The 14102-nt window shown below is 70.8% G+C and carries 11 protein-coding genes and 2 pseudogenes; 11 read left to right on the forward strand and 2 right to left on the reverse strand.

Annotated elements, in window-relative coordinates:
- The first annotated feature begins 10 nt into the window (after positions 1 to 10).
- The 9 genes and pseudogenes from BV908_RS10310 to BV908_RS10350 all read left to right on the forward strand — a co-directional run bounded on the left by BV908_RS10310 (position 11) and on the right by BV908_RS10350 (position 8937).
- Positions 11 to 955 (forward strand): DMT family transporter, encoded by a 945-nt coding sequence (locus BV908_RS10310; RefSeq protein ID WP_103738065.1) that lies wholly within the window; start codon positions 11 to 13, stop codon positions 953 to 955.
- A 165-nt stretch (positions 956 to 1120) separates the two neighbouring features.
- Positions 1121 to 2299 (forward strand): PLP-dependent aminotransferase family protein, encoded by a 1179-nt coding sequence (locus tag BV908_RS10315; RefSeq protein WP_210434012.1) that lies wholly within the window; start codon positions 1121 to 1123, stop codon positions 2297 to 2299.
- Between the two features lie 114 nt (positions 2300 to 2413).
- Positions 2414 to 3289 carry a PhzF family phenazine biosynthesis protein gene (locus tag BV908_RS10320; RefSeq protein WP_015914380.1) on the forward strand — a complete coding sequence of 292 codons (876 nt, stop codon included), beginning with the start codon at positions 2414 to 2416 and terminating at the stop codon, positions 3287 to 3289.
- Complete coding sequence (locus tag BV908_RS10325; protein WP_103738067.1) at positions 3286 to 4263, forward strand: threonine dehydratase; 978 nt, start codon at positions 3286 to 3288, stop codon at positions 4261 to 4263. Before BV908_RS10320 ends, BV908_RS10325 begins: the two co-directional genes overlap by 4 nt.
- A gap of 174 nt (positions 4264 to 4437) precedes the next feature.
- Positions 4438 to 5526, forward strand: coding sequence for a cyclase family protein (locus BV908_RS10330; RefSeq protein WP_011806935.1), 1089 nt, complete (start codon positions 4438 to 4440; stop codon positions 5524 to 5526).
- A 33-nt stretch (positions 5527 to 5559) separates the two neighbouring features.
- A pseudogene (locus BV908_RS10335) lies at positions 5560 to 6123 on the forward strand (ABC transporter substrate-binding protein); the annotation flags it as partial.
- 268 nt (positions 6124 to 6391) lie between these two features.
- Positions 6392 to 7087: pseudogene (locus BV908_RS10340) on the forward strand (ABC transporter substrate-binding protein); the annotation flags it as partial.
- Positions 7084 to 8205: an SDR family oxidoreductase gene (locus tag BV908_RS10345; RefSeq protein WP_103738068.1), complete on the forward strand. Its 1122-nt coding sequence runs from the start codon at positions 7084 to 7086 to the stop codon at positions 8203 to 8205. The pseudogene BV908_RS10340 and the gene BV908_RS10345, both read left to right, overlap by 4 nt.
- Before the next feature lie 60 nt (positions 8206 to 8265).
- Positions 8266 to 8937: a histidine phosphatase family protein gene (locus tag BV908_RS10350; RefSeq protein WP_011806938.1), complete on the forward strand. Its 672-nt coding sequence runs from the start codon at positions 8266 to 8268 to the stop codon at positions 8935 to 8937.
- Positions 8938 to 9002: 65 nt separating this feature from the next.
- Here BV908_RS10350 and BV908_RS10355 read toward each other — a convergent pair whose 3' ends face one another.
- On the reverse strand, positions 9003 to 9830 hold the full coding sequence (locus BV908_RS10355) for a creatininase family protein (protein WP_103738069.1): 828 nt from the start codon (positions 9828 to 9830) through the stop codon (positions 9003 to 9005).
- A 50-nt stretch (positions 9831 to 9880) separates the two neighbouring features.
- On the opposite strand from BV908_RS10355, the gene BV908_RS10360 reads away from it, so the two are divergent.
- On the forward strand, positions 9881 to 10633 hold the full coding sequence (locus BV908_RS10360; protein WP_103738070.1) for an alanyl-tRNA editing protein: 753 nt from the start codon (positions 9881 to 9883) through the stop codon (positions 10631 to 10633).
- A gap of 52 nt (positions 10634 to 10685) precedes the next feature.
- Positions 10686 to 12902 (forward strand): protein-disulfide reductase DsbD domain-containing protein, encoded by a 2217-nt coding sequence (locus tag BV908_RS10365; protein WP_210434013.1) that lies wholly within the window; start codon positions 10686 to 10688, stop codon positions 12900 to 12902.
- On the opposite strand, the gene BV908_RS10370 is transcribed toward BV908_RS10365, so the two are convergent.
- Positions 12903 to 13955, reverse strand: a complete 1053-nt coding sequence (locus BV908_RS10370; protein WP_103738100.1) for a formylglycine-generating enzyme family protein — start codon at positions 13953 to 13955, stop codon at positions 12903 to 12905. It lies immediately after the preceding gene.
- Positions 13956 to 14102 lie beyond the last annotated feature (147 nt).

Consider the following 14102-nt stretch of genomic DNA (forward strand, 5'->3'; position numbering starts at 1 on the left):
TGGAGCTGGCTTGGCCAGGCCACCGGCGGCGTCCCCCTGGAGGGGGAAGGCGCGAAGCGACTCAGGGGGTGATTCGGAATCACGCGGCCTGCTGCTGGGCTTGCTGGGCGTGGCGATCTTCGCGCTCACCCTGCCCATGACGCGCCTGGCCGTCGGCACGCCCGAGGCACCGCTGATGTCCGGCCTGTTCCTGGCCATGGGCCGCGCGGCGGTGGCCGGGCTGCTGTCGGCCGCGCTGCTGCTGTGGCAGCGCGCCCCATTGCCGCAGCGCGGCGACTGGTGGCCGCTGGCCGTGACGGCGCTGGGCGTGGTGTTCGGCTTTCCGCTGCTCACCTCCATCGCCATGCGCTACGTGGGCGCCGTGCACGCGGCCGTGATCATCGGCCTGCTGCCGCTGGCGACCGCCACCGTGGGCGCGCTGCTGCACCGCCAGCGGCCGTCTGCCGCGTTCTGGGCCTGCGCGCTGCTGGGCTCGGCGCTGGTGGTGGTGTTCGCGGTGCTGCGCTCGGGCCGGCAGGGCCTGTCGCTGCATCCGGCCGATCTGCTGCTGATGGCCGCCGTGGCCTGCGCCGCCGTGGGCTACGCCTGGGGCGGGCGGCTGGCGCAGCACATGCGCGCCGATGCGGTGATCTGCTGGGCCCTGGTGCTGTCGCTGCCCGTATCGCTGCCGCTGGCCTGGCTGGCATGGCCGCAGGCGGCGGTGCCTGCCGCGGCCTGGGCTGGCTTTGCCTACGTGGCGGTGTTTTCGATGTGGCTGGGCTTCTTCGCCTGGTACCGCGGCCTGGCCCTGGGCGGCACGGTGCGGGTGAGCCAGGTGCAACTGGCCCAGCCGTTCATGAGCATGCTGTTTGCCGTGCCGCTGCTGGGCGAGTCGCTGGACGCGGTGAGCGTGGCGTTTGGCCTGGCGGTGCTGGCCACCGTGGCCCTGGGGCGGCGCATGCCGGTGCGCCGGTGAACCGCCGCCCCGTGAAAACCCTGGACCCGGCGCCGCGCCCCTCGGGCGGTGCGCCGTTGCCGTATGCTGCGCGCGCTGCCCCACCCGCAGGGCCGCACACCGCCGCACAACGGCATTTCTGAGTGGATAGACGGCGCGCAGCAGCGCGCCATTGGAGATAAACGAATGACGAACTGGACCCTGGCCGCACGCGCCGAAAAGATGAACCCCTCGGTGATCCGGGAAATCCTGAAGGTGACCGAGAAGCCCGGCATCATCAGCCTGGCCGGCGGGCTGCCCTCGCCCAAGACCTTCCCGATCGAATCCTTCGCCGCCGCGGCCGCTTCCGTGCTGGCCACCGACGGCGCATCGGCGCTGCAGTACGCGGCCAGTGAGGGCTATACCCCGCTGCGCGAGGCCATTGCCGCATTCCTGCCCTGGGACGTGCACCCCGACCAGGTGCTGATCACCACCGGATCGCAGCAGGCGCTGGACCTGATCGGCAAGGTGCTCATCGACGCGGGCAGCCACGTGCTGGTGGAAACACCCACCTACCTGGGCGCGCTGCAGGCCTTCGCGCCCATGGAACCCCAGGTGGTGTCGGTGGCCAGCGACAGCGAGGGCGTGCTGATCGACGACCTGGCGGCCAAGGCCGGCAGCGGCGCGGACAAGGCGCGCTTCCTGTACGTGCTGCCCAACTTCCAGAACCCCACGGGCCGCACCATGAGCGAAGCCCGCCGCGAGGCCCTGGTGGCCCAGGCCGCCGCGCTGAACCTGCCGCTGGTGGAAGACAACCCCTATGGCGACCTGTGGTTCGACCAGGCGCCCCCCCAACCCCTGACGGCGCGCAACCCCGAGGGCTGCATCTACATGGGCTCGTTCTCCAAGGTGCTGGCCCCCGGCCTGCGCCTGGGCTACGTCGTCGCACCGCGCCAGATGTACCCCAAGCTGCTGCAGGCCAAGCAGGCGGCCGACCTGCACACGCCCAGCTTCAACCAGCGCCTGGTGTCCGAGGTCATCAAGAACGGCTTCCTGGACCGCCACGTGCCCACCATCCGCCAGCTCTACAAGGAGCAGTGCCAGGCCATGGTGGCCGCGCTGGAGCAGGAGATGCAGGGCCTGGGCGTGACCTGGAACCGCCCCGACGGCGGCATGTTCCTGTGGCTGCGCCTGCCCGAAGGCATGAGCGCGCTGCAACTGCTGCCGCGCGCGGTGGAGCGCAACGTGGCCTTCGTGCCCGGCGCGGCCTTCTACGCCGACCAGCCGGACGACCGCACGCTGCGCCTGTCCTTCGTGACGGCGTCACAGGGCCAGATCCGCACCGCGATTGCCGCGCTGGCCGCCGCCATCCGCGAAGCGGCCTGACGCCCTGCACCCTCTGACCTTCCCGCGCGGGAAGGTGGCTGCAGCCCTGCGCACGCGCAGGTGCCGCCGCCGCATGCCCGCCCCATCCTCTATCACCACCACCGGAGCCGTTCCATGCGCCTGCGCCCGTTCCAGCAAGTCGATGTCTTCACCGCCACGCCCTACCTCGGCAACCCGCTGGCCGTGGTGCTGGACGGCGAGGGCCTGTCCACCGAGGAGATGCAGCGGTTCACCAACTGGACCAACCTGTCCGAGGCCACCTTCGTGCTGCCGCCGACGCCCGAGGGTCATGCGGCCGGCGCGGACTACCGCGTGCGCATCTTCTGCCCTGGGCGCGAGCTGCCCTTTGCCGGCCACCCCACGCTGGGCACCTGCCACGCCTGGCTGCAGGCCGGCGGCCAGCCGCGCGCGACGGGGCGCATCGTGCAGGAATGCGGCGTGGGGCTGGTCACGCTGCGGCGCGACGGCGAGCAGCTTGCCTTTGCCGCGCCCCCGCTCGTCAAGAGCGGCCCGCTGGCCGAGGACGACGTGCAGCTCATCGCACGCGGCCTGGGCGTGGCGCGGGACGACATCGTGGCGCATGCCTGGTGCGACAACGGCCCCAACTGGCGCGGCGTGATGCTGCGCTCGGCCGAGCAGGTACTCGGACTGCGGCCCGACGGCGCGGTACTGGCCGGGTTGGACGTGGGCGTGGTGGGGCCGCGCGGCAAGGTCGGCGTAGTGGGTGCCAGCGATGCCGAGGGCATCGCGTTCGAAGTGCGCGCCTTCTTCCCGGGCAACAACGGTCTGGCGGAAGACCCGGTCACCGGCAGCCTGAACGCGGCGCTGGCGCAATGGCTCATCGGCGCGGGCCTGGCGCCCAGCCGCTATGTGGCCAGCCAGGGCACGGCGCTGGGCCGCGCCGGGCGCGTGCATGTGCAGCAGGACGGCCCGCAGATCTGGGTGGGCGGCCACTCCGTCACCTGCGTGCGCGGCGAGGTGCGGCTGTGACGCGCGCCGCAGCACCGCTGCCCACGCTGGCCGACATCGAAGCCGCGGCACGCACCGTCTACCAGGAGTTCCAGCCCACGCCGCAGTACCGCTGGGGCCTGCTGGGCGAGCGCCTCGGCACGGAGTGCTGGCTCAAGCACGAGAACCACAACCCGGTGGGCGCGTTCAAGATCCGCGGCGGCCTGACGTACTTCGACCGGCTGGCGCAGCGGGGTGAGCTGCCGCGCGAGGTCATCAGCGCCACGCGCGGCAACCACGGCCAGAGCATCGGCTGGGCCGCGCGACGCCATGGCGTGGCCTGCACCATCGTCGTGCCGCACGGCAATTCGGTGGAGAAGAACGCGGCCATGCGCGCACTGGGCGTGAACCTGGTGGAACACGGCGACGACTTCCAGGCCGCCCGCGAGCACGCTCTGCAACTGGCCGCCGAACGCGGCGCCCACATGGTGCCCAGCTACCACCCCGACCTGGTGCGCGGCGTGGCCACCTACTGGTGGGAATTCCTGCGCGCCGTGCCGCACATGGATGTGGCCTATGTGCCCATCGGCCTGGGTTCCGGCGCCTGCGCTGCCGTGGCGGCCAAGCGGGCATTGGGACATGGAGTGCGCCTGGTGGGCGTGGTGAGCTGCCACGCCACCACCTATGCCGACTCATTCGCCGCGGGCCATGTGGTGGCGTCGCCCGTCAGCACGCAGATCGCCGACGGCCTGGCGGTGCGCATGGCCGACCCGGACGCATTGGCCGTGCTGCTGCCTGAACTGGACCGGGTGGTGCAGGTCAACGATGACGCAGTGGCCGCCGCCATGCGCGCGCTGTTCACGGACACCCACAACGTGGCCGAGGGCGCGGGCGCGGCGGCACTGGCTGCCGCGCTGCAGGAGCGGGAAGCCCTGCGCGGCCAGTGCGTGGGCCTGCCGCTCACAGGCGGGAATGTGGATGCGGCGTTGTTCGCCCGGGTACTGATGGGGCAGTGAGTGCGGGTTTCGACCTGCAAAACACGCCGCACGAGGCCGGCCGGAGAACGCCAGGGTTTTCCCGGCGGGTGATTTCAACCAACAAAACTTTCATCGCGGTGTTTGACGCAGCCCTGCCTGCGCCAATACCATTGCTTCCAAGCCGCACCCATCCGCGGCGCTGGAGACACCAATATGCGATGGAGACAACGCCCCGCCGGCTCCAACTGGGGTGACTTCGGGCCCGACGACCAGTTGGGCCGCACCAACCTGATCGGCCCGGAGCAGGTGCGCAAGGGCGTGCAGGAAGTGCGCGAGGGCATCAGCCTGTGCCTGTCGCTGCCGCTGGACTACCCTGGCGGCAACGTGCTGAACGCGCGCCGCCTGCCGCCCCAACTGCGCCCCACGCGGCGCGAAGGCATTCCGTACGTCAACTTTCCGCTGGGCCATGTGTACCCCGGCGCCACCGACGTGGTCAGCGACGACCAGGTGCTGCTGTCGTTGCAGTACTCCACGCAATGGGACTCGCTGGCGCATGTGGGCGCGCTGTTCGACCCCGACGGCGATGGCCAGCCGCGCACGGTGTACTACAACGGCTACCGCGGCCACGAGCACATCCTGGGTCCGCAGGACCATGGCATTCCCGCGCGCGACGGCGACGGCGCGGCGGCGCGTTACCAGCCCGTGTGCTGCGCCGGCCGCGCGCCGGACGAGAGCGTGGCCCGCGCGCTGGGCGTGGAACACCTGGCCGTGAAGGGCATGCAGGGGCGCGGCGTGCTGGTGGACCTGGAGCGCGCCTACGGCACCGACTTCCGCGACATCGGCTACGACGAACTCATGCGTGCCATGGAGCGCAGCGGCGCCAGCGTGGAGCCCGGCGACATGCTGCTGCTGCGCACCGGCTTTGCCGAGCTGGTGCTGTCCATGCAGCGCCAGCCCGACGCGCACCGCCTGCACCACAGCTGCGCCGCGCTGGACGGCGGCGACGAAAAGCTGCTGCAGTGGATCACCGACAGCGGCATCGCCGCGCTGATCGCCGACAACTACGCCGTGGAGCGCCACCCGCCACGCCGCGTGCCCGAGGACGGTGCGCCCTACCCCGTGCTGCCGCTGCACGAGCACTGCCTGTTCAAGCTGGGCCTGCCGCTGGGCGAGCTGTGGTACCTGAAGGAACTGGCCGACCACCTGCACGCCCTCGGGCGCACCCGCTTCCTGCTCACCGCGCCACCGCTGCGCCTGCCGGGCGCCGTGGGCTCGCCCGTGACCCCCATTGCCACCCTGTGATTCCCCAAACACACACCAACGAAGGAGACAACCATGAACCGCCCCGTCCACCTCACTCCGCGTCCCCTGACCCGCGCCTGCCGCGCGCTGTGCACGGGCCTTGTCCTGCTGGCCGCCACGGCCACCGTCACCGCCCAGGGCACGGCAATTTCTGACGACGTGGTGCGCCTGGGCATCCTCACCGACCTGAACGGCCCGTTTGCCGACATCACCGGCCCCGGCAGCGCCGCCGCCATCCAGATGGCCATCGACGACTTCGGCGGCAAGGTAGCGGGCAAGAAGATCGAACTGGTGGTGGCCGATCACCAGAACAAGGCCGACATCGCCTCCAGCAAGGCGCGCGAGTGGTTCGATACCGGCAAGGTGGACGCCATCATGGACGTCGCCGTCTCCGCGCCGGCGCTGGCGGTGCTGGAGGTGGCCAAGCAAAAGCAGAAGGTCGTCATCTTCAACGGCCCCGGCCTGGACCGCCTCACGGGCGACCTGTGCATGCCCAGTACCGTGCACTACGTGTACGACACCTACGCCCTGGCCAACGTAACGGCCAGCGCGATCACCGCACGCGGCGGAAAGGACTGGTTCTTCATCACCGCCGACTAGGGCCTGTTCACACTATTTTTGCCAGTGCGAATGGCGTGAAAACCGCGCCAATCTAGGCGCGTGACGACGCCAAGGCCGGGGCCTTGGCTAGGAGGGCAACGACGAATGGCGCGGTTTTCACTCCGTTCCCTCCGGGTTGCGATCAAAAAGGGCCATTCGCGGCGTTGCCAAGCCTCGCTGGGGTAGCACCCCAGCTTCGTTTGGCGCCTTGCGCCTGGCCCTTTTTGATCGCAACGCATCTGGCAAAAATAGTGTGAACAGGCCCTACGCCTTCGGGCACAGCCTGCAGGAGCAGGCCAGCGCCGTGGTCACGGCCCAGGGCGGCAAGGTGCTGGGCGCGGCCCGCCACCCGATCGCGGCGACCGACTTCGCCTCGTTCCTGATCAGCGCGCAGAACAGCAAGGCCCAGGTCGTGGGCCTGGCCAACGCGGGGGGCGATACGGTGAACACCATCAAGGCCGCGCGCGAGTTCGGCCTGACCACGGGCAAGAACAAACAGACCCTGGCCGGCCTGCTCATGTACATCAACGACATCCACGCCATCGGCCTGCGCACCGCCGGCGGCCTGATGCTGACCGAGGGCTTCTACTGGGACATGAACGACGAGACGCGCGCCTGGTCCAAGCGCTACTTCGAGAAGATGAAGAAGATGCCCAACATGAGCCAGGCGGGCGCCTATTCCTCGACCATGCATTACCTGAAGGCCGTGCAGGCCGCCAAGACCGACGACACGGCCCAGGTCATGGCCAAGATGAAGGCCACGCCCATCAACGACTTCTTCGCCAAGAACGGCCGCATCCGCGAGGACGGCCGCATGGTGCATGACATGTACCTGTTCGAGGTCAAGTCGCAGGCCGAGTCCAAGTACCCGTGGGACTACTACAAGCTCGTGGCCACCGTACCCGGCGACAAGGCCTTCCTGCCACTGTCGCAGTCCAAGTGCCCCCTGGTGAAGAAATGATGAACACCGTACTCGTCGTGGGCGCCACCGGCGTCGTGGGCCAGGCCTGCCTGCGCCACTTCGCCGCCCTGCCCGGCTGGCGCGCCGTGGGCGTGGCGCGCCGCGCCATCGCCCTGCCCGCGGGCGCCACCGCGCTGCAGCTGGACCTGCAGGACGCGGCGGCCTGCCAGGCTGCGCTGGGCGCGCGGGACGACATCACCCATGTGGTCTATGCCGCCGTGTACGAGCAGCCCGGGGGCCTCGTGGGCGGCTGGCGCGACCAGGAGCAGATGCGCATCAACCTGCAAATGCTGCGCAACGTGGTCGAGCCGCTGGACCGCCCGGGCGGTGCGCTGCGCCATGTGACCATCATGCAGGGCGGCAAGGCCTACGGCGTGCACATCCACCCGCAAATCGCCGTGCCCGCACGCGAACGCTGGCCGCGCGACCCCCACGAGAACTTCTACTGGCTGCAGGAGGACTTCCTGCGCGAGCGCCAGGGCAAGGGCCAGTGGCACTTCACCATCATGCGCCCGCGCATCGTGTTCGGCGACGCGGCGGGCAGCAACATGAACCCCATCCCGGCCATCGGCGTATATGCCTGGCTGCGCCATGAACAGGGCCTGCCGCTGGCCTACCCCGGCGGCCCGGCGCGCGTGAACCAAGCCATCGACGCCGACCTGATCGCCCAGGCCTGCGCCTGGGCTGCGCAGGCGCCCAACGCACGCAACGAAACCTTCAACCTGGAAAACGGCGACGTGTTCGTCTGGCAGAACGTCTGGCCCACCATTGCCGACGCGCTGGGCATGCCCGTGGGCGAGCCCGAGCCCCAGTCGCTGGCCACCGCGCTGGCCGACCAGCAGCCCGCGTGGGAGCGCCTGGTGGACAAGTACCAGTTGGCGGCGCCGCGCGATCTGACCGCCTTCATCGGCCAGGGCGCAGCGTATGCCGACTTCCAGATGAACCACGGCAGGGCCGCCCCGCTGCCGCCGGTGATCATGAGTTCGGTGAAGATCCGCCAGGCGGGCTTTCATGCGTGCATGGACACCGAGGACATGTTCCGCAAATGGTTCGGCCAGTTACAGCAGCGCCGCCTGCTGCCCACGGCGGCGCAGGCGCGGGCGGCGCTTGCCGCCTAGCGCGCCGCCGGTCGCAGCCGCGACAAGCGCGCGGCAGCGGCCTCGCCACAATTCCAGACCATGGGAACCCTCTACCTCGTGCGCCACGGCCAGGCCTCGTTTGGCGCGGACGACTATGACCAGCTCAGCCCGCGCGGCCATGAGCAGGCGGTGCGCCTGGGCGCGTACTGGCGCGAGCGCGGGCTGCAGTTCGATGCGGTGCTGTGCGGCACGCTGCGCCGCCATGCGCAGACGCTGCAAGGCATCCAGCAAGGGCTGGAGGGTACGCCCGAGCCCCTGCTGATGCCGGGACTCAACGAATACGACAGCCATGCGCTGATCCACTGCGTGCACCCCATGCCGTTGCCGCGCCCCGACACGCCCGAGCTGTACAAGCAGCACTTTCGCCTGCTGTGCGATGCCATGGCGCAGTGGATGGCGGGCACCATCAGCCCGGCGGGCATGCCCTGCTGGGACGATTTCTCTGGCGGGGTGCGCGCCGCGCTGGACCATGTGCGGCGCCAGCACACGGGGCACAACGTGCTGCTGGTCTCCAGCGGCGGGCCCATCGCCGCCGCCGTGGGCGAGGTGCTCTGCACCCCGCCCGAGGTCACGATCGCGCTGAACATGCGCATCCGCAACAGCGCGGTCACGGAGTTCAGCATCAGCCCCAAACGCCTGATGCTGCAGACCTTCAACACGCTGCCGCACCTGGACACGCCCGAACACCGCGGCTGGGCAACGCACGCCTGAGAACGTTTGCTATTGAAAAGTGAGCTATTAGCGCTTGATGGAAAAGCGCTAGAGCCGCTTTTTGCTTAAATTTTTGCCACCGTCTCGGGCGGCAGCGCATGCAGCTCGCCCAACAACTGGGCCAGCCCCCTTGCGGCAGCCTGCACCATGGCCTGGCCCTGGGCGGCAGTGGCGGCCGCGGCATTGCCAACGGCGCCAGCGGGGTTGTAGTCCTCGATGGCCCAGCCCATCTTGGCGCTCTTGCCGTTGCCCAGCAGCCCGTAGCGCGCCGCGCGGTCCTGTGAGGTCGAGGGGAAGTGCTGCGCATGCTCCATGCGCACGGTGGCGGGCGCCAGGTGCAGCATCATCGACGTCTCGATCTCGCCGCCGTGGATGCCGAAGCGGTGCTCCTGCGCAGCAACACGTGCGTTGGTGGCCTCGTCCACCAGGTTGAACCAGCTGCTGCCGTACACCAGCAGCCCGTGGCGCTGGCGCAGCTCGCGCGCCACGATGTCCATGGCCGCCACGTTGCCCCCGTGGCCGTTGAGCAGCAGGAGCTTCTTCACCCCCGCGCGCGCGATGCAGGCGCCCAGCTCGGTCCACAGCGCGATCAGCGTGGCGGGCGACAGCGTGAGCGTGCCGGGGTAGGACAGGTGCTCGGTGGACAGGCCCACGTTCTGCGCCGGCAGCAGCAGCACGGGCAGGTCAGCGCTCAGCAGCGGCAAGGCGGCGTCGATCACGCCGGCCAGCAGCGTGGCATCGACCGACAGCGGCAGGTGCGGCCCATGCTGCTCGACGGCGGCCACGGGCAGCACCGCCACGGTCTGCGCGGCCAGGCCCGAGGCCTGCGCCTGGGCAAAGTCGCGGGCGGACAGATCGGCCCAAAAGCGGGAGGGATATCGCATGCGGGCCATCTTAGAGCCTGTCCGCGCGCTCCTGGGCGGACGCTCTACCATTGCCCACCATGACCCACGACCTTTTCCGCGCCGACAGCTACCTGCGCGAATGCAGCGCCACCGTCACCGCCCTCACGCCCGAGGGTGGCGTGGTGCTGGACCGCACCGTGTTCTACCCGCTGGGCGGCGGCCAGGCGGGCGATGCCGGCGTGCTGCTGCGCCCCGATGGCACGGCACTGGCCATCGCCGACACGCACAAGGGCAAGGACGCCGAGGGGCGGCCCACCGCGGACATCGTGCATGTGCCCGCGCCGGGCCAGGCGCTCGGCCTGGCGGTGGGCGACGCGGTGACCGCGCGCATCGACTGGGAGCGCCGCCACCGGCTGATGCGCTTTCACACCACCACGCACCTGCTGTGCCACATCGTCGCGCAGCCGGTGAACGGCTGCTCGATCACGCCCGACTACGCGCGCCTGGACTTCCACATGGACGGTGCGCTGGACAAGGACGCGCTCACCGCCGCCATCGCGCGCCTGGTGGCGCAGGACCATGCGGTGACCATCGGCGCGATCAGCGACGCGGCACTGGACGCCAACCCGCAGCTCGTCAAGAGCATGAGCGTGCAGCCCCCGCGCGGCACCGGCACGGTGCGCACGGTGCGCGTGGGCGGCGCCTGCGACGGCGACGCCGCGCAGATCGACCTGCAGCCCTGCGGCGGCACGCATGTGGCGCGCACCGGCGAGATCGGCGCCGTGGTGGTCACCAAGATCGAGAAAAAGGGCGCCATGTCGCGCCGCGTGGTGCTGGGCTTGGGCGCCTGAACGCCAGCCCCCAAGGAACCAAACCCCGTCCCCGCCGCTCCCACCCTGCGCCATGTCCTGCCTTCGCCCCTTGCAGCGCTCCCTGCACACTCTTTTTTTCATAGCTGCTTGCGCTTTATCCACGGTCGCCATCGGCCAAATTCAGCTCAAGACAACCGCCGCCGCGGGCAGCAGCAGCGTCGTCACGCCGCATGTGCGCGCCGAGCTGGTGGCCCAGGCACCCGACGGTGTGGGCCCGGGCAAGCCGCTGTGGCTGGGCCTGTCGATCACGCACCAGCCCGAGTGGCACACCTACTGGAAGAACCCGGGCGACTCCGGCCTGCCCACGCAACTGGAGTGGCAGCTGCCAGCGGGCATCGACGCGGGCGAGGTCGCCTGGCCCGTGCCCCAAAAGATTCCGCTGGGCAACCTGGCCAACTACGGCTACGAGGGCACGGTGCTGTTGCCCGTGCCCATGACTGTCTCCCCGGCCTTCAACCCCGGCCCGCTGGCCAAGGAAGCGACCTTCCAGCTCAAGGCCTCTTGGCTGGTGTGCCGCCAGGAGTGCATCCCCGAGGAGGGCAGCTTCACGCTGCAATTGCCCTTGCGCGGTACGACGGCGTTGCATGCCGCCGCGTTCGATGCCGCCGCCGCGGCCCACCCGCGCGATCTGCCGGCTCTAGGCGGCAGCAGCGCGCAGGTCGAGGGCGACGCCGTGCTGCTGCGCGTGGCCGGCCTGCCCCCGGCGCTGCAGGGCCAGACGCTGGAGGTGTTCCCCGAGACCACGGGCGTGGTGGAGACCGCCGCCACGCCCACGCAGCAGTGGGACGGCGCGGTGTGGACCGCGCGCCTGCCGCTGTCGCCCCAGCGCAGCGACGGGCCCGCGCCGATGCCGGTGGTGCTGGCCCATGGCGGCCAGGGCTGGCGTGCCGAGCTGCCCGTGCCGGGCGGCTGGCCCGCCGTGGCGGCACTGAAGGGCATGTCGCCCGCGCTGGAGGCCGCGCTGAAAGCCAACGCCGCCAATGCCGCCGCGCCCGCGGCCCCCGCCGCTGCGACACCCGCGCCGCTGGGCACCTGGCTGGCCGCGCTGGCCGGCGCGCTGCTGGGCGGGCTGATCCTGAACCTCATGCCCTGCGTGTTCCCGGTGCTGGCAATCAAGGTGGTGGGCTTTGCGCGCCATGCGCAGAACCAGCGCGCCCACCGCATCGGCGGGCTGGCCTACACCGCGGGCGTGGTGCTGTCGTTCCTGCTGCTGGGCGCGCTGATGCTGGGCCTGCGCTCCGCGGGCGAGGCCGTGGGCTGGGGCTTTCAGCTGCAGTCGCCAGCGGTGGTGGCGTCGCTGGCCGCGCTGTTCACGCTGATCGGATTGAACCTGGCGGGCGTGTTCGAGTTCGGGCGCATGCTGCCCTCGTCGCTGGCGGGCCTGCAGGCGCGCCACCCGGTGCTGGATGCCTTCCTCACCGGGGTGCTCGCCGTGGCCGTGGCCTCGCCGTGCACGGCGCCGTTCATGGGCGCATCGCTGGGCCTCACGGCCACGCTGCCCGCGGGGCAGGCACTGTCGATCTTCGCGGCGCTGGGCCTGGGCCTGGCCCTGCCCTACCTGCTGGCAAGCTGGCTGCCCGCGTTTGCGCGCGCCCTGCCGCGGCCGGGCGCGTGGATGGACACGCTGCGCCGCCTGCTGGCCTTCCCGATGTTCGCCACCGTGGTGTGGCTGGTGTGGGTGCTGGGCCAGCAAAGCGGCATCAACGGCGCGGCGGCGCTGCTGGCGCTGCTGGTGGCGCTCAGCATGGCCGTGTGGGCGCTCACGCTGCGCGGGGCCACGCGGGCTGTTCTCGCTCCGCTTTCCATAGCTGCTTGCGCTTGGCTGGTATGGCTTTGGGGCCCAAAGATCATTGAACTGGAAAGCGCACCCATTGCCGCGGCCTCGGCCCCCAGCGGCGTGGCCGGCGTGACCTCCTGGCAGCCCTGGCGCCCTGGCCTGGCCGACGAGCTGGTGGCCCAGGGCCGCCCGGTGTTCGTGGACTACACGGCCGCCTGGTGTGTGACCTGCCAGTACAACAAGAACACCACGCTGGCCAGCGCTGCGGTGCTGCAGGACTTTGCAACGAAGAACGTGGCCCTGCTGCGCGCCGACTGGACGCGGCGCGACCCCGCCATCACCGCCGCGCTGGCACAGCTCGGCCGCAGCGGCGTGCCGGTCTATGTGCTGCATGCGCCGGGCAAGGCGCCGGTGGTGTTCTCCGAGATCCTGGGCGAGTCGGAACTGCGCGCCGCCGTGGCCGCGCTCTGATCACCGCCGCGCGCCGCGTGGCCGTGGCGATTGCGGCGGGTCGATCTCGCGCACCAGGCGCAGGCCCACCAGGGTGTAGCGCGTCTGGGGCGTGTTCCAGTTGCGGAACCCACAGCGCGCGTACAGCGGCCAGGTGTGCCAGGAACCGCCGCGGCGCACGCGTACCTGGCCGGTGGCCGGGCCCTGCGGATCGTCCCGCGGGGAGTGTGCATAGCCCTCCTCGGCATACCAGTCCGACACCCATTCCCACACGTTGCCCAGCATGTCATGCACGCCGAAGGCGTTGGGCGCGTAGCGGCCCACGGGCGCGGTGAACGCATGCCCGTCATGCCCCGGCGCGGCCTGGGGCCGCCAGCGCGGCCAGTAGGGCGCGGCATCCTCGTCGAACACGTTCGCGTGGCGCGCCAGCGCGGCCGGGTCGTCGCCATGCGGGTAGCGCGTGCGCGTGCCAGCGCGGCAGGCGTATTCCCACTCCGCCTCGGTGGGCAGGCGGTAGCGGTGGCCCTCGGTGGCGCTGAGCCAGGCGGCCAGCGCATGCGCGTCGTGCCAGGTGATGTTGACCACCGGGTGGTCGTCGCCCTGGGCGAAGCCGGGGTTGCGCCAGGAATAGCGCGGGTCGCGCCCCTCGAATGCGTCGCCGCGCGCGCTGGCGGCGGGGTCGTAGGCCGGGTTGTAGCCGTAGCCGCCCGTGCCGTCGGCCTCGGACTCGGACTCGGGCACGTAGCCGGAGGTCTGCACGAAGCGGCGGAATTGCCCCACCGTGACCTCCGTCTGCCCCAGGTAGAAGGCGCGCGTGATGCGCACGGTATGGGCGGGCGCCTCGTCGGCCAACTGCTCAAACCGCCAGCGCTCCAGCGTCGGGTAGGCACGGGCCAACGCGTCGACGGGCTCGCTGCTGCCCATGCGGAAGCTGCCTGGCGCGATGCGCACGAAGGGCATGCCCAGCGCATTCACCCAGAGGGCCGGCGCGGCCGGCTGCGCCTGCGCCGCGCTGGCGGCCAGGACAAGCGCCAAACAGACGCCTTGCAAAGCGGCAGAGGTGGCACGGACCATCGCAAACTCCTGGGCATGCGAAAAAAGCCAGTGTAGGGCCGGGGCATTGCGCGGGCACGCTGGGCGCGGCTTCCTATACTGCCCGCGGGTGTCCACCGCATGGGGCGGCAGGGCAGGATTGTTGCAGCGCAGGTCGGGCCGCCTGTG

The organism is Diaphorobacter sp. LR2014-1 (assembly GCF_002916785.1).
GTDB classification, from domain to species: Bacteria; Pseudomonadota; Gammaproteobacteria; order Burkholderiales; family Burkholderiaceae_C; genus Diaphorobacter; species Diaphorobacter nitroreducens.

What these genes read in the sequence shown, in the direction of transcription:
- BV908_RS10315 (WP_210434012.1), top strand. Translation starts at nt 1,121, where the DNA reads ATGACGAACTGGACCCTGGCCGCACGCGCCGAAAAGATGAACCCCTCG.
- BV908_RS10320 (WP_015914380.1), top strand. Translation starts at nt 2,414, where the DNA reads ATGCGCCTGCGCCCGTTCCAGCAAGTCGATGTCTTCACCGCCACGCCC.
- BV908_RS10370 (WP_103738100.1), bottom strand. Translation starts at nt 13,955, where the DNA reads ATGGTCCGTGCCACCTCTGCCGCTTTGCAAGGCGTCTGTTTGGCGCTT.
- BV908_RS10330 (WP_011806935.1), top strand. Translation starts at nt 4,438, where the DNA reads ATGCGATGGAGACAACGCCCCGCCGGCTCCAACTGGGGTGACTTCGGG.
- BV908_RS10360 (WP_103738070.1), top strand. Translation starts at nt 9,881, where the DNA reads ATGACCCACGACCTTTTCCGCGCCGACAGCTACCTGCGCGAATGCAGC.
- BV908_RS10355 (WP_103738069.1), bottom strand. Translation starts at nt 9,830, where the DNA reads ATGGCCCGCATGCGATATCCCTCCCGCTTTTGGGCCGATCTGTCCGCC.
- BV908_RS10350 (WP_011806938.1), top strand. Translation starts at nt 8,266, where the DNA reads ATGGGAACCCTCTACCTCGTGCGCCACGGCCAGGCCTCGTTTGGCGCG.
- BV908_RS10365 (WP_210434013.1), top strand. Translation starts at nt 10,686, where the DNA reads ATGTCCTGCCTTCGCCCCTTGCAGCGCTCCCTGCACACTCTTTTTTTC.
- BV908_RS10345 (WP_103738068.1), top strand. Translation starts at nt 7,084, where the DNA reads ATGATGAACACCGTACTCGTCGTGGGCGCCACCGGCGTCGTGGGCCAG.